The following is a 24,383-nucleotide window of genomic DNA, read 5'->3' on the forward strand; positions in this document are numbered from 1 at the left end:
TCACTTGCAAGATAATCTTGCGCCTTGCAATTGGCGTCATAGCTTTGACGTACTGGTGGTGACCGGATACTTGCAGCGCCCAGTTGGGCCTGTAACCGATCTTTCCCCAACCCAACACCGCCGTTTCAGGAGGCCAGGATGCACATTGACGGAAAGGTGGTGCCAATCAATAAGGCACAGACCACGCCATCGCCGCTTGCGCGCTTGCCGGTGGTGTTGCTGCAGGTTCGCGACAAGGCCGCACAACAGTTGCAGCAAGGCTTGCAGGAGTTGTTCGATAACGCCGACGACACCCTGTTCGAGATGGCCGACAAGGCTCGCAGCAACGTCGATCACCATATTTTTTTCGAGGCCATGCGCGACTTGCGCCTCAAGCGCAAGAATTTCGAGCGCGTGTTCATGGAGCAACTGTTCGCCGCTTTCGCCAACCTGGGTCAGGCTCGGCGTAGTGAGCTGCATTTAGTGCCGGTGGTGTCCTACGAGGCGGCGTCCGGCACGTCCAGTGATGATCTGGAAAAAGCGGTAGCGCTGGAGGCAATGCTGGGGCGGGTGCGACATCGCGATGGCCTGGTGCTGGGGCAGTTGACCGCACGCTTGAGTGCGTTGCTGGGTGAACACTTGGATGATCTCGATAACCCCTTGGGGCCTGCATTGCTTTGTGAGTTTTTTCTGCGGGCGGGGCGCAGTCTCGGGGTGGAGATTCGCGTCAAGCTGATCATGCTCAAGCTCTTTGAAAAATACGTACTCAGTGACGCTGACCAACTGTGCGGCGAAGCCAACCAGTTGCTGATTGCCACTGGGGTCTTGCCTGGGCTCAAAGCGGTGCCTTCGCGTCGCCCAGGCGGGCGTGCGACCCGTGAGCAGCAGCGTGAGGACAGCCTGCCAAGCGTCGATCAGCCGCTTGATGAGAATGGGCAGGAAGCCTTCGCCTCCCTGCAGGAACTGCTGACGGTTGTTCGTGGTAGCGTGGCGCCTACCCTGGAGGCCAGCGCCGAGCCGCAACCCATTGCCGCCCGCGACCTGCTGCGTCTGCTCTCCCATCTGCAGCAATACGTGCCGGAGCCTGAGGCCGAAGATGATTTTGACCTATGTAACCAGCTTGAACAGCTGTTGACCCGGGTCAGCGTCAAGAGTGGCAAATCCCGAGTAGTAGAAGACGCCGACGAAGATGTGATCAACCTGGTTGCCCTGTTGTTCGAGTTCATCCTCAATGACCATAGCGTGCCTGACGCCTTCAAGGCCTTGATCGGTCGTTTGCAGATCCCGCTGTTGAAAGTCGCGGTGCTGGACAAGAGTTTTTTTAGTCGCACCGGCCATCCTGCGCGGCGATTGCTCAATGAAATCGCGGCCGCCACCATCGGCTGGAACCCGCACGATGACTACCAGATCGATAGCCTGTACTTGCGAATCGAGCAGGTGGTACAGCGTTTGCTCAACGATTTCGTTGAGGATCAGACGATTTTTTCCCGGCTTTTGGTGGAGTTCACGGCGTTTACCTCGGATGAACGGCGCCGCAGCGAACTGCTGGAGCAGCACACCTATGATGCCGAAGTAGGGCGCGTGCGCACTGAAGCCGCTCGTCAGCGCGTGGCTGATGTACTCAATCGACGGCTGCTGGGCAAGGTATTGCCGCAGGCCGTGGTGCAATTTCTCCAGCAGGCCTGGAGCCAGGTGCTCTTGTTGGCCAGCCTCAAGCACGGCGAACAGTCGGTGCAGTGGCAGGCGGGGTTGCGCGCCATGGACGAGTTGATCTGGAGCGTAGGCCTGCAGAAAGATACCGAGGCAGGCCGGCATCTGTTGGAGCAACTGCCCGGACTGCTCAAAACGTTGCGAGACGGCCTGACCAACGCAGCATTTGATCCTTCCAGCACCCGTGAGTTTTTCGTCCGGTTGCAGGCCATGCATGTTCAATCATTTGAAGGCGAGGGTATCGATGCATTGATCGAGGTGCGTGAGCCCTTTGTTCTCAGTTCCGGACTGCCTGATTCAACTGAAAGCCTGCCAAGCGATGACCCTGACCTGCTCAAGGCCTACCAGATGCGGATTGGCAGCTGGTTTGAGTTCCAGCACGACGAAGCCACTACCCTGCGATGCAAGCTGGCGGCGGTCATGGCGCCAGCCAATACCTATATTTTTGTCGGCCGCACAGGGCTCAAGGTGTTGGAAAGAAGTGCTGGCCAATTGGCCGTGGCATTCAGGCGTGGTGCGCTGCGGACCTTGGACGACGGGTTGCTGTTCGACCGCGCGCTGGCGTGCGTGATTGGCAACTTGCGTCAACTCAATCGCGGCAAGTGATCGCAACCGCAGGGCTGAACACGGCATACTGGTCACACCTCGTTTCATTCAAGGAACCTGTATGCAGTTGGACCCCACCAGCGGTTGGTGCAGGGGCATCCGTCATTGCCCTTCACCCAACTTCAACGAGCGCCCCACAGGCGAAATCTCACTGTTGGTGGTGCATAACATCAGCTTGCCACCGGCGCAGTTCGCCACGGGTAAGGTGCAGGAGTTTTTCCAGAATCGCCTGGATGTCACGGAACACCCCTACTTTGAAGGCATTGCCGACCTACGGGTGTCTGCGCATTTTCTGATTGAGCGCGACGGCACAGTGACGCAATTTGTGTCGTGCCTGGATCGCGCTTGGCATGCCGGGGTTTCCAGCTTCGAGGGGCGAGAAGTCTGCAATGACTTTTCCCTGGGGATCGAGTTGGAAGGGACGGATGAGCTACCGTTTACCGATGCTCAATATACGTCGCTGATCGAGCTGACACGCCAATTGCTGGCGGCCTACCCGGGCATTACCCGTCAGCGTATTTGTGGTCACAGTGATATCGCTCCGGGGCGCAAGACTGACCCGGGCCCGGCTTTTGATTGGACGCGCTTTCGCAGCGCCCTGCAGGATGGAGGACACGCACGATGAGTTTTCTGGTGTTGGTGTTGGCGGTCTGGATCGAGAAATTCTCGGCCCTGCGCCTGCGGTTGCAGCGCGACGGAGGATGGTTGCGTGAGCTGGCCAAGTTGGAATCGAGCCCGCGGATGGGCAAGCAGCCCTGGCTGATTCTTGTGCTGCTGGTGCTGTTGCCGGTGGCCTTGCTGGCGCTGTTGCTTCTGGTGCTGGAGCCCGTGGCTTATGGTCTCTTGGCGCTGCCGGTGCACTTGCTGGTGGTAATTTACAGCCTGGGCCGTGGCGATTTGTTAGCGGGACTTGGGCCGTTTCGCGATGCGTGGCGGCGCGGTGACCTGCAGGCTGCCGAACATGTGGCCGAACGCGACCTGAAGATTGCGGCCGACAGTGGCGAGCAATTGCTGGAGCGCGTCCAAGGCCATCTCCTGTGGCAGGCCTACCAAAGCTTTTTCGCCGTGATTTTCTGGTACTTCCTGTTGGGGCCTGTGGCGGCCCTGGCCTATCGCCTGTTGGCGTTGGCCAGCGAGCACAGCCAGAATCCCCTGGTGGCCGAGCGCGCCGGGCAATTGCGCCACGCGTTTGACTGGCTGCCGGTGCGTCTGCTGGCGGCGAGTTTTGCCCTGGTGGGTAACTTTGTCGCGGTCAGCCGTGTGATGCTCCATGAACTGTTGAGTTGGGACATCAGTGCGGCACAACTGGTGGAAAAAGTCGGCTTGGTGGCTGCTGAAATTCCACCGCCGGTGGTGGGTGTCGACGGTATCAACAGCCTGGATCGTCTGTGGGAACTGCTGCTGCGCGCAGCAGTGCTGTGGTATGCCGGGTTTGCTATCTGGACCGTGCTGCCCTGAAACATTTCGGCAGGGGTGCATCAGTCGCCTCTGCCGTTAACCTTACGTTACAAAACTCCCTTTCGAATTGAGCTATACAGGCAGAGCACAAAATAGTGGCTATCTGCCGTCGCCCTGCGCCTCAATAAAAATAATAGAAAGGGAGTTCGTCTGTGAAGAGCTTGCTCTATCCCGCCGTCGCGCTGATGAATCGCCTGAGTTTCGGCATGAAATTCAGCCTGATCAGCGTGCTGTTCCTACTGCCGATGTTGGTGACCAACTATTTCCTGGTGCGCGATTCCTGGCGTGAATTCCAGGGCACTCGCATTGAGCTGCAAAGCCTCGACCTGCTCGGCAGCAGCCTGGCCCTGCGCCGCGATCTGGAAACCCTCAACAACCAGGTACAGATTAACGCGACCCTCGGCCAATCCGGCAAGGCCGGTGACCTCGAAGGCAAAATCAGTGCCTTGGAGCAGAGCGTGCTGAGCCGCCTGCAAGGCCTCAACGCCATGGCCACCGATCCTGAGCAAATCACCGCCTTTGACAGCAAGCGCGACGAGTTGATTACCGCGTTCAAGGCCCAGCAACAGGAAACCTCGCTGCTGAGCAAAAGTGCGCTGATCGGCAAATTGCTCAACAAGGCCCAGATGCTCAGTCAGATCATCGCCAGCCAATCCGGCTTGAGCCGTGACTCCCAAAGCGATTTACGCCAACTCAGCGAGCTGGTCACCAGCGTTACGCCACAAGTGACCCAAACCCTGGGGGAGGGGCGGGCAATGGGCGCGTACTCCCTGGGTCAAGGCTTTCTCAATTCGTCCTCCAGTACGCGCTTTGAAGAGCTGCAGCAGCAGTTGGAGAAACTCCAGGCTGAATACGGCTTGAAGTTGCAGGATGCGCTAGGCGCCAGCAAAGCCGCGCACGCCGCGCTCGATGGCCTGGCAAAGGCCAGCGGTGCCAGCCTCAAGCAAAGCAGTGAGTTGTTTGAAGAACGGGTGGTTATGGCAGAAACCCTCGACGCGCCGTGGCAGGCTTTCTACGACGACGTCAGCCAGTTAATGGCCCAGACGTACCAACTCGATGAAGCCACCCTGACATTTCTCGGGCAGCAGTTGGAACAACGTCTGACACAAAACCGCACGCACATGCTGGTGCTGGTCTTTGCCCTGACAGCGGTGTTTTTGCTGATCTTCTATTTGTACGCCGGTTTCTACGCCTCGACCCGCACCACCTTGCGACGTCTGGGGGCGATGATGGACAAAGTGGCGGCCGGCGACATGACGGTCACCTTTGTTGCTCACAGCCGCGATGAGCTGGGGGATTTGGGTCAGGTGTTCAATGGCACCGTGGCGAAAATCCACGACCTGATCGAACGTGTCGGGCACACCGTCAGCCAGGTCGAGCTGCAAGCCGGCCAGGTGGAAGCTGTCTCGGCTCAAAGCAATCAGGCGGTTTCCGGTCAGCGCAGCCAGATTGAACAGGTAGCGACGGCCATGAACCAGATGTCTTCCACGGCCCTGGAAGTGGCGCGCAGTGCAGCGGCGGCGGTCAGCAGCGCCCATAGCGTCAACGATGAAACCGTCAGCGGTCGCGGCCTGGTGCAATCCCAGCAAGGCAGCATCGCGCGCCTGGCGTCGGAGATTGATGAGTCGGTGCGGGTCATCAACCAATTGGCTACCGACAGCCAGTCCATCAGCAGCGTATTGGAGGTCATCAAGAGCATCGCCGAGCAAACCAACCTGCTGGCGCTCAACGCCGCCATTGAGGCCGCGCGTGCCGGTGAGCAGGGGCGTGGGTTCGCGGTGGTGGCGGATGAGGTGCGCACCCTGGCCCGGCGTACCCAGCGCTCCACCGAAGAAATCGAACAGATGATCAGCCGATTGCACAGTGGTGTTGGCGCGGCGGTGAAGGCCATGGGCACCAGCCATGCAATGGCCAGTGGCACCGTGGGGCAGTCGGAAAAAGTCCAGCAGGCCCTGGAAAACATCCTCGGTGCCGTCGGTATGATCGTCGATCAGAACCAGCAGATTGCCGCTGCCGTGGAGCAGCAAACCGCAGTCGCCCACGATATCGACCAGAATATCGTCGAAATCAACCGTGCGGGTGAGCATGCGGCTCAGGGGGCTTATCAGACCGAGGCTGCCAGCCGGCAACTATCGATACAGGTCATTGAGTTGAAGCAACTGATCGGGGCGTTTCGGGTGTAGGGCGGGCGCGTCTACCACTTGAACAACTCGCACGCATTGCGTGTGCTCGTCTCGGCCAGCAATGAGGGGCTGATGCCCATGTGTTCGGCCAACGCGGTGCAGATGTCCGGCAGGTGTTGCGGGCTGTTGCGCTGGCCGGGGTACATGGCGGGTGCCATATCCGGCGAATCGGTTTCCAGCACCACGGCCTCAAGCGGCAGTTGAGCGAGCACCTTGTGCATGCGCAGCGCCTGGGGCCAGGTGGCTGCACCACCCAGGCCCAGTTTGAAACCGAGCTTGATGTACTCGCGGGCCTCCTCTGAGCTGCCGGCGAACGCATGGATGATGCCGCCCCGTGGCAAGCGAATGCGCTTGAGGGTGGCGATCACCGCCGCGTGGCTGCGGCGCACGTGCAGCAGGGCCGGCAGCTGGAAGTCCACAGCGAGTTTCAGTTGGGCTTCAAACAGGCTTTGCTGACGTTCGCGATCCAGGTGTTCGAGGAAGTAGTCCAGGCCGATCTCGCCGACTGCGCACAGCTGCCGGTGACCGTTCAGGCGGGCCAACCAATCGCCGAGCTCTGTCAGGTCGGCGGGGCGATGCTCATCGAGATACACCGGATGCAGACCGAAGGCGGCGAACAAGCCTTCATCCTCCTGCACCAGATCCCACAGCCGTTGCCAATTTTGCTGATACACCCCCAACACCACCATGCGCTGCACCCCGAGTTGGCGGCTGTGCGCGAGGACTTCCCGGCGATCAGTATCGAAATCCGGGAAGTCCAGGTGCGTATGGGTGTCGATCAGCTCCACGCTCAGGCCTCGTGAATGCGCTGCTTGAACGTGCGGCCGATGGCGTGCACGCCGGGCTGATACTGCTCTTCTTCAATTGCGGCAAGGGCCAGGCGCAGGGCGGTGTCGGCGATCAGTTGATGTTGTTGGGCCATGGCGTTGACCGGCAGCGGCAGGAAATCCAGCAACTGGGTGTCACCGAAGGTGCCCAGGCGCAGCGGCCGTGACTTGAGCGGGAAGTCGTGCAGCGCGTCAAACACGCCTTGCAGCAGCACGTAGGAAGTGGTCACCAACGCGTCAGGCAAATGCCCCAGGCGGTGCAGGAGCTGTTCCATCAACTGGCGGCCACAGTCACGGCTGAAGGCCTCGCCTTGTTCGATCAGCACTTCGCCCTTGAAGTCCCGCAACGCTTCACGAAAACCGGCGGTGCGTTCCTGGCTGATGCTCAGTTCGGGCCGCGCACCGATCAATACGATTTGCTTGGGCAACGGTTGCAGCAGGCTGCTGGTCAGTTGCTGGCAGGCTTGACGGTCGTCGCTGACCACCGAGCAGAACTGCCCCGGCTCCATCACCCTGTCGATGGCAATCACCGGCAGGCCCTTGGCTTGCAGCTCGCGGTAGCTGTCATCGCTGGCCGGCAGGCAACTGGCGACGAACAACGCGTCGCAGCGCCGGGCGCGAAACAATTGCAGCAGTTGGCGTTCGCTGCCTGCCTCATCGTCGGAACTCGCGATCAGCAACTGATAGCCGCGTGCCCGTGCGCCTTGCTCCAACAGCTTGGCGATACGTGCGTAACTGGGGTTTTCCAGGTCCGGCAGGATGAAACCCAAGGTGCGCGTATGCCGACTGCGCAGCCCGGCCGCCTGGGGGTTGGGGGTAAAGCCATGGGCCTCGACCACTGCACGCACCCGCTCGACGGTTGCGTTGCTGATGCGTTGCTGTTCGGCCTTGCCATTGATGACATAGCTGGCGGTGGTCACGGACACACCGGCCAGACGTGCGATATCACTGAGTTTCAAACCGGGATTTCCTTGTTTTTTAGAGCTTGCCCCGACACTTTGTCCAATCGTAACCGATTCCAGCACACGACTAATGGCCAAGCTCGAGTGCCGAGTGGTCCTTCAAGCTTGCAAAATTAACGCGTAATCTGCCATAAATTCTAGATTAAACGTTTCAGCCAGCGTATTTTTACGAAGTTAGCGACGTAGTGGCTACTGCCAATTGACCACTCAGTCAGTTATTTTTGAACACCGCTACGCTGATTTATTCAAAACAATACCTAGTGCGCCCATCGCACTAACTAGGAGAACGGCATGCTTGAGCTCACTGTAGAGCAGATTTCCATGGGCCAGGTGGCTGTGGATAAATCTGCTGCCTTGCACGTGCTCGCTGACAAACTGGTGGCCGATGGCCTGGTCGCCGAGGGCTACCTCAGTGGCTTGCAGGCCCGTGAAGCCCAAGGCTCGACCTTTCTCGGCCAAGGCATCGCGATACCCCACGGCACTCCCGAAACCCGCGATCAGGTATTTTCCACCGGCGTGCGCCTGCTGCAGTTCCCCGAAGGGGTGGATTGGGGCGACGGCCAGATCGTCTACCTGGCCATCGGCATTGCCGCCAAATCTGATGAACACCTGCGTTTGTTGCAACTGCTGACCCGTGCCCTCGGTGAAACCGATCTGGGCCAGGCGCTGCGCCGTGCCGGTTCCGCCGAAGCTTTGCTGAAGCTGTTGCAAGGCGCGCCGCAGGAACTGGCGCTGGATGCCCAGATGATCAGCCTGGGTGTGTCTGCTGATGATTTTGAAGAGCTGGTCTGGCGAGGTGCACGCCTGTTGCGTCAGGCTGACTGCGTGAGCAATGGTTTCGCCGCCGTGCTGCAGCAAGTTGACGCGTTGCCCCTGGGCGATGGCCTGTGGTGGTTGCACAGCGAGCAGACCGTAAAACGTCCGGGCCTGGCGTTCGTGACCCCGGACAAGCCCATGCGCTACCTCGGCCAACCCCTTAACGGTCTGTTCTGCCTGGCCAGCCTTGGTGAAGCTCACCAAAGCTTGCTCGAACGCCTGTGTGCTTTGCTGATTGAAGGTCGCGGCCAGGAATTGGGCCGCGCTACCAGCAGTCGTGCCGTGCTGGAAGTCCTCGGCGGCGAACTGCCCCCGGACTGGCCGAGCGCACGCATTGCCCTGGCGAACGCCCACGGTCTGCATGCGCGCCCGGCGAAGATCCTCGCGCAATTGGCGAAAAGCTTTGAAGGCGACATCCGCGTACGTATCGTCGATGGCCCGGTGGGCGCCGTGTCGGTAAAAAGCCTGAGCAAGTTGCTGAGCCTCGGCGCCCGGCGCGGCCAGGTGTTGGAGTTTGTCGCTGAGCCGACGATTGCCGGCGATGCATTGCCCGCATTGCTCGCGGCCGTAGAAGACGGTCTCGGTGAAGAGGTCGAGCCGCTGCCGACCATAAGCGCTCAACCCGTTGCCCTCGAACTCGAGCCGGTGCTCAGCGCGCCCCCAACAGGCAGCCAGATCCAGGCCATCGCTGCCGCGCCGGGTATCGCGGTCGGCCCTGCGCATATCCAGATTCAGCAAGTGTTCGATTACCCACTGCGCGGCGAGTCCTCGGCCATTGAGCGCCAGCGCCTGCAGGACGCCCTGGCCGACGTGCGTCGTGATATTCAGGGGCTGATCGAACGCAGCCAGTCCAAAGCCATCCGCGAGATTTTTATCACTCACCAGGAAATGCTCGACGACCCGGAACTGACCGATGAAGTCGACACGCGCCTCAAGCAAGGCGAGAGCGCCGAAGCCGCGTGGATGAGCGTGATCGAAGCCGCCGCCAAGCAGCAGGAGTCGTTGCAGGATGCCTTGCTCGCCGAGCGCGCCGCCGACCTGCGGGATATCGGTCGCCGTGTGCTGGCGCAACTGTGTGGCATCGAAACCGCCCAGGAGCCGAGCGAACCCTACATTCTGGTGATGGATGAAGTGGGCCCATCCGATGTTGCGCGCCTCGACCCGACTCGTGTCGCCGGCATCCTCACCGCCCGTGGCGGTGCCACAGCCCACAGCGCCATCGTCGCCCGAGCCCTCGGCATTCCGGCGCTGGTGGGCGCAGGTCCTGCGGTACTGCTGCTGGCCTCCGGCACGCCGCTGTTGCTCGACGGCCAGCGCGGTCGCCTGCATGTCGCTCCCGACGCCGCCACCCTGCAACGCGCCACCGTCGAACGCGACACGCGCGAGCAACGTCTGCAAGCCGCCTCGGCCCAGCGTCACCAGCCGGCACTGACCCGCGACGGCCATGCGGTGGAAGTGTTCGCCAATATCGGCGAAAGCGCCGGCGTTGCCAGTGCGGTAGAGCAGGGCGCCGAAGGTATCGGCCTGTTGCGCACCGAACTGATTTTCATGGCCCACCCGCAAGCGCCGGATGAAGCCACCCAGGAAGCCGAATATCGCCGTGTACTCGATGGTCTCGGCGGTCGCCCGCTGGTGGTGCGCACCCTCGATGTGGGCGGCGACAAACCGCTGCCGTATTGGCCGATTGCCCAGGAAGAAAACCCCTTCCTCGGCGTGCGCGGTATTCGCCTCACGTTGCAACGTCCGCAGATCATGGAGGCGCAATTACGCGCACTGTTGCGCTCGGCGGATAACCGGCCGCTGCGCATCATGTTTCCTATGGTCGGCAGCGTTGATGAATGGCGCGCGGCCCGCGATATGACCGAGCGCCTGCGCCTGGAAATCCCGGTGGCGGACTTGCAACTGGGGATCATGATCGAAGTGCCTTCCGCTGCATTGCTCGCGCCGGTACTTGCCAAGGAAGTCGACTTTTTCAGCGTCGGCACCAACGACCTGACCCAGTACACCCTGGCCATCGACCGTGGCCACCCGACGCTGTCGGCCCAGGCCGATGGGCTGCACCCAGCGGTGTTGCAACTGATCGACATCACCGTGCGCGCCGCCCATGCCCATGGCAAATGGGTCGGGGTGTGCGGCGAATTGGCGGCGGACCCGCTGGCGGTGCCGGTGTTGATCGGCCTGGGTGTGGATGAGTTGAGCGTGTCGGCCCGCAGCATTCCTGAAGTGAAGGCGCGGGTACGTGAATTCAGTCTGAGCGAGGCCCAGGGCCTGGCGCAAAAAGCACTGGCGGTGGGTTCGCCCGCCGAAGTGCGTGCCCTTGTGGAGACCGTGTAAATGGCAAGGATTTTGACCCTGACGCTGAACCCGGCGTTGGACCTTACGGTACGCCTGGTGCGCCTGGAACCGGGTGAAGTCAACCGCAGCGAAGCGATGCTCACCCATGCCGCCGGCAAGGGCGTGAACGTTGCCCAGGTGTTGGCGGATCTCGGCCATCACGTGACCGTGGGGGGCTTTCTCGGTGAGGACAACCCGCAAGCGTTTGAGGCGCTGATTGCGCGGCGTGGGTTTGTCGATGCGTTCATTCGCGTGCCCGGCGAAACCCGCAGCAATATCAAGATCGCCGAGCAGGACGGCCGGGTCACCGACGTCAATGCACCAGGGCCGTTGGTCAGTGAGCACGCGCAGCAGGCGTTGCTCGATCAACTGACCCGGATTGCTCCTGGTCATGATGCTGTCGTGGTCGCCGGCAGCTTGCCGCGTGGCGTCAGCGCGCAGTGGTTCCAGGGGGTGTTGGCGCTGCTCAAGAGCCTCGGTTTGAAAGTCGCCCTGGACACCAGCGGCGAAGCATTGCGCGCAGGCTTGAAGGCCGGTCCGTGGCTGGTCAAACCCAACACCGAAGAACTCGCTGAAGCCCTCGATTGCCCAACCGATTCCATCGCGCAACAGGTCCAGGCCGCAGAGCGTTTGCACGCTCAAGGCGTCGAGCATGTGGTGGTCTCACACGGTGCTGACGGCGTGAACTGGTTCAGCCCAGGCACGGCGCTGCATGCCACGCCGCCCAAGGTCAGCGTCGCCAGCACGGTGGGCGCGGGTGACTCGCTGCTGGCCGGGATGCTCCACGGTTTGCTCAGTTTCGATGTGCCGGACACCACCCTGCGCCGCGCCACGGCCATTGCCGCCATGGCGGTGACGCAAATCGGTTTCGGCATCAGCGATGACGCGCAGTTGGCGCGTCTCGAAAGCGGCGTTCATGTGCGCGCGCTGACAGAATAATAAGAGGGTTTGTGATGAAGTTAGCCATTGTTACCGCCTGCCCGAACGGCATGGTCACCAGTGTGCTGTGCGCCCGCTTGCTGGACGCTGCCGCGCAACGCCAAGGCTGGAGCACCAGTGTTGAAGTGGTGGATGTGCAACACCCGGAACGCCAGTTGTCCCAGGCCACACTCGATGATGCCGAATGGGTGTTGCTGGTCAGCAGCACGCCGGTGGATATGCAGCGGTTTGTCGGCAAGCGCGTATTCCAGAGTACGCCTGCCCAGGCGCTGGCGGATGTCGAAGCCGTCTTGCGTCGGGGTGTCGAAGAAGCTCAGGTACACGTCGCCGGCGCAGCGGTTGAAACGCCAAAAAATGCGCCGCGTATTGTCGCGATTACCGCGTGCCCAACCGGGGTTGCGCACACCTTTATGGCCGCTGAAGCCTTGCAGCAGACCGCCAAGCGCCTGGGCTATGACTTGCAGGTCGAGACCCAAGGCTCGGTGGGCGCACGCACGCCGCTAAGCCCGCAAGCCATCGCGAATGCCGACGTGGTCTTGCTGGCGGCCGATATCGAAGTCGCCACCGAGCGCTTCGCCGGCAAGAAGATTTACCGTTGCGGCACCGGTATCGCCCTCAAGCAATCCGAGGCGACCCTCAACAAGGCTCTGGCTGAGGGCGCGGTGGAAAGCGCCGCCAGCGGTGCGGTGGCCAAGAAGGAAAAAACCGGCGTCTACAAACACTTGCTCACCGGTGTGTCGTTCATGCTGCCGATGGTGGTGGCGGGCGGGTTGCTGATCGCCTTGTCATTCGTGTTCGGTATTCATGCCTTTGAAGAAAAAGGCACATTGGCGGCGGCACTCAAAACCGTCGGCGACCAGGCCTTTATGCTGATGGTGCCGCTGCTGGCGGGCTACATCGCGTACTCGATTGCCGACCGTCCCGGTATTGCTCCCGGCATGATCGGCGGGTTGTTGGCGGGTACCTTGGGGGCGGGGTTTATCGGCGGCATCCTCGCCGGTTTTCTCGCGGGTTACTGCGTCAAACTGATCACCCGCGCGGTGCAGTTGCCGCAAAGCCTGGAGGCGCTTAAGCCCATTCTGATCATCCCGTTGCTGGCGAGCCTGATCACGGGGCTGGTGATGATCTACCTGGTGGGCCCACCGGTCGCGCGGCTGCTCACCGGCCTGACTGACTTCCTCAGCACCATGGGCACCACCAACGCGGTGCTGCTGGGTATCTTGCTGGGCGGCATGATGTGCGTTGATTTGGGCGGGCCGATCAATAAGGCGGCGTATGCGTTTTCGGTCGGCTTGCTGGCGGCGTCCAGCGGTGCGCCGATGGCCGCGACAATGGCCGCCGGTATGGTGCCGCCGATTGGCATGGGCATCGCCACCTTCCTGGCGCGACGCAAGTTCGCCCAGACTGAGCGCGAGGCGGGCAAGGCCGCGATGATTCTCGGCATGTGCTTTATCTCCGAAGGCGCGATTCCGTTTGCCGCCAAGGACCCGCTGCGAGTGATCCCGGCCAGCATCGCCGGCGGTGCGCTGGCGGGTGCGCTGTCGATGTACTTCGGTTGCAAACTGGCGGCGCCCCACGGTGGCTTGTTTGTGTTGGTGATCCCGAATGCAATGAACCATGCGCTGCTGTACTTGCTGGCGATCGCCGCCGGTAGCCTGCTGACCGGTGTGGTGTATGCGCTGATCAAGCGCCCGGACGCGGTTGAGCTGGCGGTCACCTCTGCCAAAGCCTGATGAGCTCCCACATTTGATCTCCATTGGGTTGTAGATCGGTGTCACATGGGCTTCATCCGTCCGTGTTTAAGTTTCCCTTTTGATGCTCAAGAGGGAACCTGCATGAGCCACTTCGATCTCGGCCGTCGCCGCGTGATGCAAGTCGTCGGCGCCGGCCTGTTGCTGCCGGGCCTGGCCCCGGCGGTGATCGCTTCGGTGAAAGACCGACCGCAACTCACCGATGGCGTGCAGTCCGGCGACTTGCTTGGCGACCGTGCGATGATCTGGAGCCGCAGCGACCGCGCGGCGCGGATGGTGGTGGAATGGGACACCCGCAGCGTGTTCAGCAACCCGCGCAAATTCATCTCGCCCCTGGCCGACAACCGCAGCGACTTTACTGCCCGTGTCGAACTCACCGGGTTGCCCGCCGACCAGGCGATTTTCTACCGCGTGCATTTTGAAGATGCCCAGACCGGTGTCGCCAGCGAGCCGTGGTTCGGCCACCTGCGCAGCGTGCCGCAGCAGCGGCGTGATATTCGTTTTGTGTGGAGTGGCGACACCGTCGGCCAAGGTTTTGGCATCAACCCCGACATCGGCGGTATGCGCATCTACGAAGCCATGCGTCTGCGCCTGCCGGACTTCTTTATCCACAGCGGCGACACCATCTACGCCGACGGCCCGGTGCCCGCGCAGCTTGCGACTGAAGGTGGGCGCATCTGGCGCAATATCACCACCGAAGCCAAGAGCAAAGTCGCCGAAACCCTTGATGAGTATCGCGGCAATTACCGCTACAACCTGCTCGACGAAAATGTGCGCCGCTTCAATGCCGAAGTACCGCAGATCTGGCAGTGGGACGATCACGAGGTGGTCAACAACTGGTCCCCGAGCAAGCAATTGGATGAGCGTTACCAGACTAAGGACATCAACACGCTGGTCGGCCGCGCACGCCAGGCCTGGCTGGAATATTCACCGATGCGCAGGCAAAGCGCCGACGGCGGCGGGCGGATTTATCGCAAGCTCAGTTACGGCCCATTGCTGGATGTATTCGTGTTGGATATGCGCAGCTATCGCGGCGCCAACGATGACAATCTGGGTGGCGAAAAAGCCTTTATGGGTCGTGAGCAACTGGACTGGCTCAAGCGCGAACTCAAGGCCTCTCAGGCTCAATGGAAAGTGATCGCCGCCGACATGCCCATCGGCCTCGGCGTGCCCGACGGTGAGGTCAGCCCCGGCGTGCCGCGTTGGGAGGCCATCGCCAACGGCGACCCTGGCCCGGCGCAAGGCCGCGAGTTGGAGATCGCCGAGTTGCTGGGGTTTCTGCGGGCTCAGAAGGTACGTAATCACGTGTGGTTGACGGCAGATGTGCACTACTGCGCGGCGCATCACTACCACCCGGATCGTGCGGCGTTCCAGGATTTCGAACCGTTCTGGGAGTTTGTCGCCGGTCCCCTGAATGCGGGGAGTTTCGGGCCTAATCAATTGGATAAGACGTTCGGCCCCGAGGTGGTTTTCCAGAAGGCGCCCGCGGTGCAGAACAGCTCGCCGTTTGCCGGGTTTCAGTTTTTCGGCGAGGTGCAGATTGACGGGCAGACGACGGAGTTGACGGTGGTCCTGCGCGATCTCGACGGCGTGTCGGTGTTTGAGCAGAAGCTGCAACCAGTCTGAAAAGGGGTGGGGGAAGCAGATCTAAAGCCGTACATCGCAAGTCAGTACGGCTTAGTGACACTTGTTACCAAATGAAATATATTCGCATTCATGTAGGTTCACCCCCTTCAGGATGCCCCCATGCCAGCCCACCTTCTGCGGTCCCATCCCTGAGATGCCGTTGCTCGAATCCCCGCGCAACCGCCTGCTCGGTTTGCTCTACAGCGACCACCATGGCTGGCTGCACAATTGGCTGCGTAAAAAACTCGGTTGTTCCCAGCGCGCGGCGGATTTGGCCCAAGACACGTTCATCCGTCTACTGACCCTGGCCGAGCCCGAGCGCCTGCAAGAACCCCGTGCGTTTCTCACCACCACGGCGATCCGCCTGCTGATCGATGGCGAACGTCGACGCAAGTTGGAGCGCGCTTACCTCGCAGTGCTGGCCCACGAAAGTGCCGATGCAGCCGCTATCAGCCCTGAGGCACTGCACCAGATCCTTGAACTGTTGGAGTCGGTCGCTCGCCTGCTGGAAGGGCTGGCGGAAAAGCCTCGGCGCGCCTTTCTGCTCAATCGCCTGGACGGCTGGACCCACGACGAAATCGCCGAGCATTTGGGCGTCTCGAAAAGCATGATCAAGCAGTACATCGCCCAGGTCATGGTGCATTGCTACACCTTGTTGTATGTGAACCCATGAACCCCAGCGAACCCACCCCCGAAAACGTTGCCGCCGCCGCACAGTGGCTGTCACTGCTGCATTCCGGTGAGGCCAACGAGAGTCAGCGCCAAGCGTGCGAGGCCTGGCGCGGGGCTGACCCGGGGCACGCGCTGGCGATGTCGCGGCTGGAAATTCTCTGGGGGCGGTTTGACGGCTTGCCGGCTTCCCGTTCGCGCAAGACGCTGGAGCGGGTGTTGGCGCCGAAGCGTTCTGCTCGATTGGGCGCGGCGCTGGTGGTCTTGATCGCGGCGACCGTGGCCTGGCAGGGCATGCGTCAGGCGCCGGTTTGGCTGGCCGACCAGCGCACTGACGTGGGCGAGCGGCGTACATTGATTTTGGAAGACCGCAGCCGGTTGCAGCTCAACAGTGACTCAGCCGTCGACATCGAGTTTGACGGCCAACGCCGCCTGATCGACCTGCGACGCGGCGAGCTGTGGGTGGAAGTGGCCAAGGACCCGCAGCGGCCGTTTGTGGTTCGCACCGAGCAGGGCACGGTCACCGCCTTGGGTACGCGTTTCCTGGTTCGCCGTGAAGACGGCCAGACCCGTGTCACCGTGCTCGAATCCGCCATCGCTGCGCAACCAGCGAAGTCATCAAGCACCCCGGCACGGGTGGCGGCCGGGCAACAGGCGACGCTGTACGGCGACCATGTCGACGGCCCGCAAACCATCGGCAACGCCGACCCGGCGAGCTGGACGCGCGGCGTGCTGAAGGTCGATGACCGGCCGCTGCTGGAAGTGCTTGATGAGTTAGCCCGCTATCGCCGTGGTGTCCTGCATTACGATCGCCAGGCGCTGGCGGGGCTGCGGGTGTCGGGTTCGTTCCCGCTGGGCAACAGCGACGCCGCCCTTGCCGCGTTGCAGACCAACCTGCCGATCCGCGTGCAACGCTTTACCGGCTGGCTGGTGCTGGTCAAGGCGGAAAAATAAATTCGGCGGTCACTGTCCCTTCTGCGTTCTCACCCGTCATGGCCTGGGAAAACCAAACAACTTCCAGGAATCATCTCCATGACCCGCCCTGTTGTCCGGCTGCATCCGCTTGCGGCCGCACTGTTTCCGATCTTCCTCGCCGGTAGCGTGTTGCCGGCCGCAGCCGATCAATCGTCGGCCGCGCAGAGCCGCGTGCAAGCCTTCCGCATTCCGGCCGGTGAGCTGGGTGTGGCCCTCAGTACTCTGGCTGAGCAAGCCGGTGTGGCCCAGGCATTCGACCCGGCGCTGACCGTTGGCAAGCAAACCCAGGGCCTCAACGGCAGTTACAGCCTGGACATCGCGCTGGTGCGCCTATTGGCCGGCAGCGGGCTGGAAGCTGTGCAGGTCGGTGCGACGTATCGCTTGCAGGTGATCCCGCAGGGCGACGGCAAACTGCAACTCGATAGCCTGTCGATCACCGCGCCCGAAGCCGATCAAACGCCTTTTGGTGAAGTGGACGGTTACGTCGCCCAGCGCAGTATCAGTGCCACCAAGACTGGCACGCCGATCCACGAAACCCCGCAGTCGATTTCGGTGATTACCCGCGAACGCATGGAAGCCCAGGGTGTGCAGTCGGTGAACGAAGCGTTGCGCTACACGCCGGGGGTGTCCAGCTACGGTGCCAACAACCGTTCTGATTGGTACACCGTGATTCGCGGGTTCACGCCGACCACTTACCTGGACAGCCTGCAACTGCCGACCACCACCAACCTCGCCAGCTGGATGGTCGACCCCTACATGCTCGAGCGCGTCGAAGTGCTGCGCGGGCCGGCCGGTGTGCTGTACGGCCAGGGCGACCCCGGTGGTGTGGTCAACCAGGTTTCCAAGCGCCCTAGCACGATTGCCACCAATGAAGTGCAGGTGCAATACGGCACCGATGCGCGCAAGCAAATCAGCTTTGACAGCACCGGTCCGTTGGACGAACAGGGTGTGTGGTCGTACCGCATGGTGGGCGTGCTGCGCGACCAGAACATCAAGGACACGCCGTGGCAGGACAAGCGCCAGTCCCTGGCGCCGTCGCTGACGTTCCAGCCGGACGACGACACGCGCCTCACTCTGCTGGCGTCGTGGCTGTATGACGACAGCAACGCCGGCGACGGTTTTTACCCGGCCGCCGGCACCATCAATTTCAACCCCAACGGCCATATCCGCCGCGATGTGTTCCCCGCCGACAAGGCGTTCCAGAAGTACGAGAAGAAACAGTTTTCCCTGGGCTATGAGTTCTCCAAGCGGCTGAACGATACCTGGCAAGTGCGGCAGAACCTGCGCTACTCGCGGCTGGATCTGGACGACAACATGATCTACGGCACCGGTTTTGAGCCGGGCTCGCTGACGACCATTTCTCGCGCGGCAGAGATCGACGATTTCACCTACAAACGCTGGACCGTCGACAACCAGGCCCAGGCTGATTTCACCGTTGCCGGTATCGACCAGACGCTGTTGATCGGCCTGGATTATCAGCACCAGAACAGCAGTGAGCGCGACGTGTCCGCCGCGGCTTCGTCATTAAATCTCTACAACCCGGTGTTTGTGGCATTCGACCCTTCCGTGTTCAACGACCCGCAAAAAAGCTCGCGCTACCGGCCGAATTCGACACTGAACCAGACTGGCCTGTACCTGCAGGACCAACTCAAATTGGATGATCACTGGCGGCTGACCCTGAGTGGTCGCTACGACTGGGCCAGTTCAGAAACCAACGAGCATGTGTCCGGCACTCACGTTGAGCAAAAGGACGAGGCCCTCAGCGGTCGGGTTGGCGTGGTGTACCTGGCGGATAACGGCCTGGCACCTTACGCCAGCTACTCCACGGGCTTCACGCCGAACTCGGGGATCGATGCCAATGGCAAGCCTTTCGACGCCACCGAAGCCGAGCAGTACGAAGCCGGGATCAAGTTCAGCCCCAAGGGCAGCAATGCTTCGGTCACCGCCGCGGTGTTCCAGATCACCCAAAGCAACGTGACCACGCCCAGCCTGTTGAACCCCAACTTCAATGTGCAGACTGGCGAGATCCGTTCCCGTGGTTTCGAACTGGAAGGCACCGCAAGCCTGAGCCGTGAGCTGGACCTGATCGCCAGTTACACCTATCAGGATGTGAAAATCACCAAGGCCAATGACGTCAGCGAAGGCAAGACGCCGACCTTCATTCCGATTCCGCGCAACATGGCGTCGTTGTGGGCGGACTACACCTTGCGTGATGGCGTGTTGAAGAACTTTGGTGTGGGAGCGGGTGTGCGCTATGTCGGGGCTAACCCCGGTGGGGCAGATAATTCGTTGGAAGTACCGTCGTACACCGTGTTCGATGCATCGGCCCACTACCAGACCGGGCCTTGGAAGTTGGCGCTGAACGTCACCAACCTGACCAACGACCAATACATCTCCGGCTGCTATGACGCCACCCGTTGCCTGTTCGGTAACCCGCGTACCGCGGTGGCCTCTGCTACCTATCGCTGGTAGGACGAGTAGGCTTTTGTGCTGAGGGAGCATGCTCCCTCAGCACGAGGGCTGCTATCAGTAGACGTCCCGGCGATAGCGACCTTGTTCGATCAAGCGCTCGACCGCTTCTCTACCCAGCACATCGTGCAGCACCTGATCCACACCCGCCGCCATGCCCTGCAAACTGCCGCACACATAAATCGCGGCGCCCTCCGCCAGCCATTTACGCAGCACATCGGCCGATTCGCGCAGGCGGTCCTGCACGTAGATCTTCTCCTCCTGGTCCCGGGAAAATGCCAGGTCCAGCAGGGCCAGATCACCACTGGCCAGCCAGCCTTGCAGTTCGTCCCGGCACAGGAAGTCATGGGCAATATTGCGTTCGCCGAACAGCAGCCAGTTACGTTGCTGGCCGTCGGCAATGCGGGCCTTGAGCAAGCTGCGCAGGCCAGCCAGACCGGTGCCATTGCCCAGTAGAATCAGCGGCACCGGCTCCTGCGGCAGGTGGAAGCCACTGTTGCGGCGCAGGCGCAGGCTGATGCTCGAACCCATGGCTGCGTGTTCAGTCAGCCAGCCGGAGCCCAGGCCCAGGCTGCCGTCGGGGTGGCGTTCCTGGCGCACGATCAATTCCAGCACACCGTCGCTGGCAATCGAGGCGATGGAATATTCGCGCATGCCCAGCGGCACCAGTGCGCTCACCAGTGCCTGGGCATGCAGGCCGACCAGATGCGCACGGTTGTCCGGCAGTTGGCGAGTGGCCAGGGCCTGGTTGAGGGTTTGCGCAAGGCTATCGATCAGCACGCCATCGCTACCGGCCAGGCCCATGCCCGCGAGGAAGTGCTCGATGGCCCATGGGCAATTGCGCGGCAGTACTTCCACCAGGTCACCCGCCAACCAGCTTTGCGGCGAGGGCGGTGTGAGGCCCAGCAGGTAGACGTCCGCGCCGACGCTGCCAGGGTTGAGCAGGGTGCGCCGGCTCAGGGTCCAGTTATCGAACTGGGCAGCCTGCCATGTTGCGGGCGCGTGGCCGGTGATTTGGCCCAGTTGCTGCTGCCAGGTCTGCAAGGCCTCGGCGTCGCCGCTGTCGACTTCCACCGGGGCAAACAACGGGTTACCGCCTTGGTGGGTCAGCCAGAAGTGCAGGCGTCGGGCAAAGCCGCAGAAGTGTTCATATTGACGATCACCCAAGGCCAATACCGAGTAGTTCAGGCCCTTGAGGGGCAGGTCCTGGCCGAGCACGCTGCGCTCAAAACCACGGGCACTGTCGGGGGCTTCGCCGTCGCCGAAGGTGCTGACTACGAACAGCGCATTTTCCGACTGGCGCAGGTCGTCCTGGCTGACGCTGCCCAGGGGCTGCACCTTCACCGGCAATCCGGCGGCCTGCAATTGCCCAGCCGTCTGCCACGCAAGCTGCTCGGCAAAACCGCTTTGGCTGGCAAAACCGATCAGCCAGGCGGGGGCGTCGCCGTGGTTGGCGCCGAGCCCCTTGCGGGCATCGCGCACTTGGCGTTTCTTGCGGCGACGGTCGAGGTACAGCAGCCAGCCGGTAATAAAGAACAGCGGCATTAACAGCGAGCTGACGGTGAGGATGATCCGCCCGGTCAGGCCAAAGTAGCTGCCGGTGTGCAGCGCATAGATGCTGGTGAGCAACTGGGACTTGAGCGTCTTGCTGGCGTACCGGTCATGAAATTTGACCTCGCCGGTGGCCGGGTCCAGGTTGATCTGGTTGGTTGCCCGGTCATGGGGCGATGATTTGAGCAGGTAGTACACGGTGGCCGGCTGCCCGGCGACCGCTGGCATGCGGATGTTGTAAGCAATCAAGCCGGGACCGGCGTTGCTGTAGATGCTGCTCCAGATGGCGTCGTAGTTGGCCACGGGTGCGGGGCCACTGGGCGGCGGGCCGCGCTTGCGCATCCGCTCATTTTGCGGGGCGTCGGACAGCAGTTTGGTCAGGCCTTGGTTGTACCAGTCGTAGGACCAATACAGGCCGGTCAGCGCCGAGAATAGATAAAACAACAGGCACCAGGTGCCGAACACCGAGTGCAGGTCCCAGTTGAAACTGCGGCCCTTTTTGCGCCAGTCCAGCGTCAACCAGGCGCGCCAGCTTGCGACTTGGCGCGGCCAGCGCAGGTACAGGCCGGAAAGGCAGAAAAACACCAGCATCAGCGTGCAGGCACCGGTGATGTTGCGCCCGGTTTCGCCGATGGCGAGGAAGCGGTGCAACTGCAATACAAAGCTGAGCACATCCTGGCCGACGGCGTCGCCCATGTAGTCACCGGTATAGGGGTCGAAGTAGCGCATCTGGCCACGCCGCTCGCCCGGTGGCGCGGTGAAGAACACGCGCGCGGCGTTGCCGCTGTCGCTTTCCACCCACAGCATCGACACGGTCTTGCCTTCGGTGGCCTCCAGTTTGCGCACCAGTTCGGCGGGCGGCAGCACACCGGCTTCGCGTTTTTCGACGCTCAATACCGTGGGGTTGAGTGCGCGCAGGATTTCATCCTGAAACGAGACCGCGGCCCCGGTAATCCCCATCAACGCCAACACCAGACCGGCAGTAATGCCGAAAAACCAGTGCAACTGGAATAGGGTTTTCTTCAACACGTCGGACCGCCTCGCTCATCTGGATGTATTTGTCACGGCGCGCATTATGCCGTGGGTTATCGAGAAATATTCTGTTTTGCACGCAAAAGCCCCACGCATCCGATACGTGGGGCTTTTGGCTGTGCGTTGACCGCGTTTAGAAGTGGAAGCTGGTGGTCAACAGCGCCGTACGACCGGCCGCCTGGTTAGCGAAGTGCGCCGCGTAGGCTTTGTCGTAGTAGGTTTTGTCGGTCAGGTTCTGCACGTTCAGTTGCAGGTCGATGTTCTTGGTCAGCTTGTAGCTGGCCATGGCGTCGTAGCGGGTGTAGGACGGTACGTACACGGTGTTGGCCGGGTCGCCGTAAACCTGATCGACGTAGAACGCACCGCCGCCGATGGTCAGCTTTGGCGTGATGTCATACGTCGTCCACAGGCTGAAGGTGTTTTCCGGTGTGTTGGGCATTTGGTTGCCTTTGTTGGAACCGGTCGCCACTACGTTTTGACGGTTACCGATTTTGCCCGGGTCAACCAGCTCGCTTTTCAGGTAGCTGTAGCCGGCGAACACTTGCCATTGATCGGTGAGCTTACCGCTGGCCGACAGTTCCAGGCCGTCGACCCGGGATTCGCCCGCGTTTTGGAAGGTGTTGGAGTCCACCAGGATACGAGTGTTTTTCTTCTCGGTGCGGAACACCGCAGCGGTCAGGGACAGGCGGTTGTGGAACAGGTCCCACTTGGTGCCCAGCTCGTAGTTGACGGTCTCTTCGGGTTTCAGGTCGCTGGTGTTGACACCGGTGACGAAGCTGTTGGTTTCTTGACCTTCACCCACCAAGCCGCCGACCGGCGAGGCCGAGGTGGCGTAGGAGGTATAGATGCTGCCGTTTTCCAGCGGCTTCCAGACCAGGCCCGCCTGCCAGTTGAAGAACTGGCTGTCGTCCTTGAGTTTAGTGCGGCCGGTCGCGGCGTTGGTGTTGGCTTGGGTGTCGAAGGTGTCGTAGCGCAGGCCGACGTTCAGCAGCCATTTCGGGTCGAGTTCAATGGTGTCGAACATGTAGGCGGCGCGGCTGGTGGCCTTGGTGTTGGTGCCTAAATAGTTACGCGCGACGCTGCCGGTCCAGGCGTCGTCCGGGGTTGGGTTGCTCAGCGAGGTGCACTGGCCGCCCAGGCTGCCTTTGGCCACGGTGCAGGTCGGGTTGGCGTTCGGGCTGACGGTGTAGCCGCTGACGCGGGTTTCTTCACCGGTGAATTCCAGGCCGGTGGAGTAAGAGTGCTTCATGCCCGCCAGTTGGAAGTTGCCAAACAGGTCGGTCTGGTTGGTGGTGGTGTCGGTGGTGGACACACGGGTGTTCGCGCGGCGCCACACGGTGCCGAAACGGTTGACGTTGTGCTGGCTGTCGTCAGGCTGGGTCAAGACGTAGTCCTGGCCGGTGCTGCCATGGCGCAGGGTGTTTTTCAGCGTCATGTTGTCGTTCAGGTCGTGCTCGATCGAAACCGTGCTGATGTCGGCGCGGGTCTTGCGGAAGTCGCGATCTTTCAGGCCATAGAAGTTGCTGCTGTCGCCGCCGTCGGTGGGTTTGTCATGGACGTGTACGGCGGTTGCGCTGTTGTTGCTATAGCCATATGGAATGCCGGAGTCCGGCAGGTCATTGCTTTCCATGTGGTAGTAGCTGAAGTTGACGCGGGTCGGTGTGCCCAGGCCGAAGGTCAGCGACGGCGCTACACCCCAACGGTCGTAGTTGATGACATCGCGACCGGCCACGTTCTGTTCGTGGCTCATCAGGTTCAGGCGGAACGCGGCACTGTCGTCGAGGAACTGGCGGTTCACGTCGATGACGTAGCGGCGAGTCTGGTCGGAGCCGTAAGTGAAACCACCGTTGGTGAAGTCGCGCGCTTGTGGCGTCTTGCTCACCAGGTTGATGCTGCCGCCGGCCGAACCGCGACCGCCGAAGGAGGAGTTGGGGCCTTTGCTGACTTCGATCGATTCGATGTCGAAGATCTCGCGGCTCTGGCCGCCGGTGTCACGTACGCCGTCCAGGTAAGTGTCGCCCTGGGCGTCAAAACCACGGATGAACGGGCGGTCGCCCTGGGGGTTGCCGCCTTCACCGGCGCCAAAGGTAATGCCCGGTACGGTGCGCAAGGCATCCTGCAACGAGGTGGCGGCGGTGTCCTTGAGGACTTGCTGCGGCACCACGGTCACCGAGCGCGGAGTGTCGACCAGCGGCGCGGTGTACTTCTGCGAAGAGGCTTTTTCGACCTGGTAGGACGTTGTGTCCTGTTCCTGGCCGGTAATGCTGGTGGCGCCGAGGGAGATGCTGTTGCGCTCGCCTTTTTGTTCAGTGTCTTCGGCCGCTTGCGCCAGTTGGGCGGCAGAGCTGGCACTGAGGGCAACGCCGATGGCGGAGGCCAGCATGCGTGGTGAACTGGCAGGTATTTTTAGAGTAGTGCGCGACATGACGTGTCCTTTCCCCAAGGATGTGAAGCCGCGGAATATAGGGTGAACAGGTATTTCTATCAATTGCGATA

15 protein-coding genes are annotated in these 24,383 nt (G+C 61.6%); 11 read left to right on the plus strand and 4 right to left on the minus strand.

What is annotated here, in order from left to right; translation table 11 throughout:
• The first annotated feature begins 138 nt into the window (after positions 1 to 138).
• The 4 genes from BFL40_RS22015 (at position 139) to BFL40_RS34655 (ending at position 5,936) form a co-directional block, all read left to right on the plus strand.
• Complete coding sequence (locus BFL40_RS22015) at positions 139 to 2,295, plus strand: DUF1631 domain-containing protein (RefSeq protein ID WP_071485907.1); 2,157 nt, start codon at positions 139 to 141, stop codon at positions 2,293 to 2,295.
• Between the two features lie 61 nt (positions 2,296 to 2,356).
• On the plus strand, positions 2,357 to 2,920 hold the full coding sequence (gene ampD / locus BFL40_RS22020) for a 1,6-anhydro-N-acetylmuramyl-L-alanine amidase AmpD (protein ID WP_071485908.1): 564 nt from the start codon (positions 2,357 to 2,359) through the stop codon (positions 2,918 to 2,920).
• A complete protein-coding gene (gene ampE / locus BFL40_RS22025) occupies positions 2,917 to 3,753 on the plus strand; it encodes a regulatory signaling modulator protein AmpE (RefSeq protein ID WP_071485909.1) in 837 nt (278 codons plus the stop codon). The genes ampD and ampE overlap by 4 nt, the downstream gene beginning before the upstream one ends.
• A 1,478-nt stretch (positions 3,754 to 5,231) precedes the next feature.
• Positions 5,232 to 5,936: a methyl-accepting chemotaxis protein gene (locus tag BFL40_RS34655; RefSeq protein ID WP_408003982.1), complete on the plus strand. Its 705-nt coding sequence runs from the start codon at positions 5,232 to 5,234 to the stop codon at positions 5,934 to 5,936.
• An 11-nt stretch (positions 5,937 to 5,947) separates the two neighbouring features.
• Here the strand turns inward: BFL40_RS34655 and BFL40_RS22035 are convergent, their stop codons facing one another.
• Together BFL40_RS22035 and cra are read right to left on the minus strand one after the other, a co-directional pair.
• On the minus strand, positions 5,948 to 6,724 hold the full coding sequence (locus BFL40_RS22035) for a TatD family hydrolase (protein ID WP_071485911.1): 777 nt from the start codon (positions 6,722 to 6,724) through the stop codon (positions 5,948 to 5,950).
• A gap of 2 nt (positions 6,725 to 6,726) precedes the next feature.
• Positions 6,727 to 7,722, minus strand: coding sequence for a catabolite repressor/activator (gene cra / locus BFL40_RS22040; protein ID WP_071485912.1), 996 nt, complete (start codon positions 7,720 to 7,722; stop codon positions 6,727 to 6,729).
• A gap of 294 nt (positions 7,723 to 8,016) precedes the next feature.
• Between cra and ptsP the strand changes: the two genes are divergently transcribed.
• The 7 genes from ptsP (at position 8,017) to BFL40_RS22075 (ending at position 19,307) form a co-directional block, all read left to right on the plus strand.
• Positions 8,017 to 10,875, plus strand: coding sequence for a phosphoenolpyruvate--protein phosphotransferase (ptsP, locus tag BFL40_RS22045; protein ID WP_071485913.1), 2,859 nt, complete (start codon positions 8,017 to 8,019; stop codon positions 10,873 to 10,875).
• Positions 10,876 to 11,814 (plus strand): 1-phosphofructokinase, encoded by a 939-nt coding sequence (gene pfkB, locus BFL40_RS22050; protein WP_071485914.1) that lies wholly within the window; start codon positions 10,876 to 10,878, stop codon positions 11,812 to 11,814. It begins immediately after the preceding gene.
• A 14-nt stretch (positions 11,815 to 11,828) separates the two neighbouring features.
• Positions 11,829 to 13,547 carry a PTS fructose-like transporter subunit IIB gene (locus BFL40_RS22055; RefSeq protein WP_071485915.1) on the plus strand — a complete coding sequence of 573 codons (1,719 nt, stop codon included), beginning with the start codon at positions 11,829 to 11,831 and terminating at the stop codon, positions 13,545 to 13,547.
• Positions 13,548 to 13,649: 102 nt separating this feature from the next.
• Positions 13,650 to 15,191, plus strand: coding sequence for an alkaline phosphatase D family protein (locus tag BFL40_RS22060; RefSeq protein ID WP_071485916.1), 1,542 nt, complete (start codon positions 13,650 to 13,652; stop codon positions 15,189 to 15,191).
• Between the two features lie 154 nt (positions 15,192 to 15,345).
• Positions 15,346 to 15,864, plus strand: a complete 519-nt coding sequence (locus tag BFL40_RS22065) for a sigma-70 family RNA polymerase sigma factor (protein WP_071485917.1) — start codon at positions 15,346 to 15,348, stop codon at positions 15,862 to 15,864.
• Positions 15,861 to 16,814, plus strand: coding sequence for a FecR family protein (locus BFL40_RS22070; RefSeq protein ID WP_071485918.1), 954 nt, complete (start codon positions 15,861 to 15,863; stop codon positions 16,812 to 16,814). Before BFL40_RS22065 ends, BFL40_RS22070 begins: the two co-directional genes overlap by 4 nt.
• Positions 16,815 to 16,892: 78 nt before the next feature.
• Complete coding sequence (locus tag BFL40_RS22075) at positions 16,893 to 19,307, plus strand: TonB-dependent siderophore receptor (protein WP_071485919.1); 2,415 nt, start codon at positions 16,893 to 16,895, stop codon at positions 19,305 to 19,307.
• A gap of 54 nt (positions 19,308 to 19,361) precedes the next feature.
• On the opposite strand, the gene BFL40_RS22080 is transcribed toward BFL40_RS22075, so the two are convergent.
• Together BFL40_RS22080 and BFL40_RS22085 are read right to left on the minus strand one after the other, a co-directional pair.
• Entirely contained in the window at positions 19,362 to 21,884 is a 2,523-nt protein-coding gene (locus BFL40_RS22080) for a PepSY domain-containing protein (RefSeq protein WP_071485920.1), read from the minus strand.
• A gap of 136 nt (positions 21,885 to 22,020) precedes the next feature.
• A complete protein-coding gene (locus BFL40_RS22085; protein WP_071485921.1) occupies positions 22,021 to 24,312 on the minus strand; it encodes a TonB-dependent receptor in 2,292 nt (763 codons plus the stop codon).
• Positions 24,313 to 24,383 lie beyond the last annotated feature (71 nt).

Origin of the sequence: Pseudomonas costantinii (genome assembly GCF_001870435.1) — a bacterium.
In the GTDB taxonomy this organism is placed as follows: Bacteria; Pseudomonadota; Gammaproteobacteria; order Pseudomonadales; family Pseudomonadaceae; genus Aquipseudomonas; species Aquipseudomonas costantinii.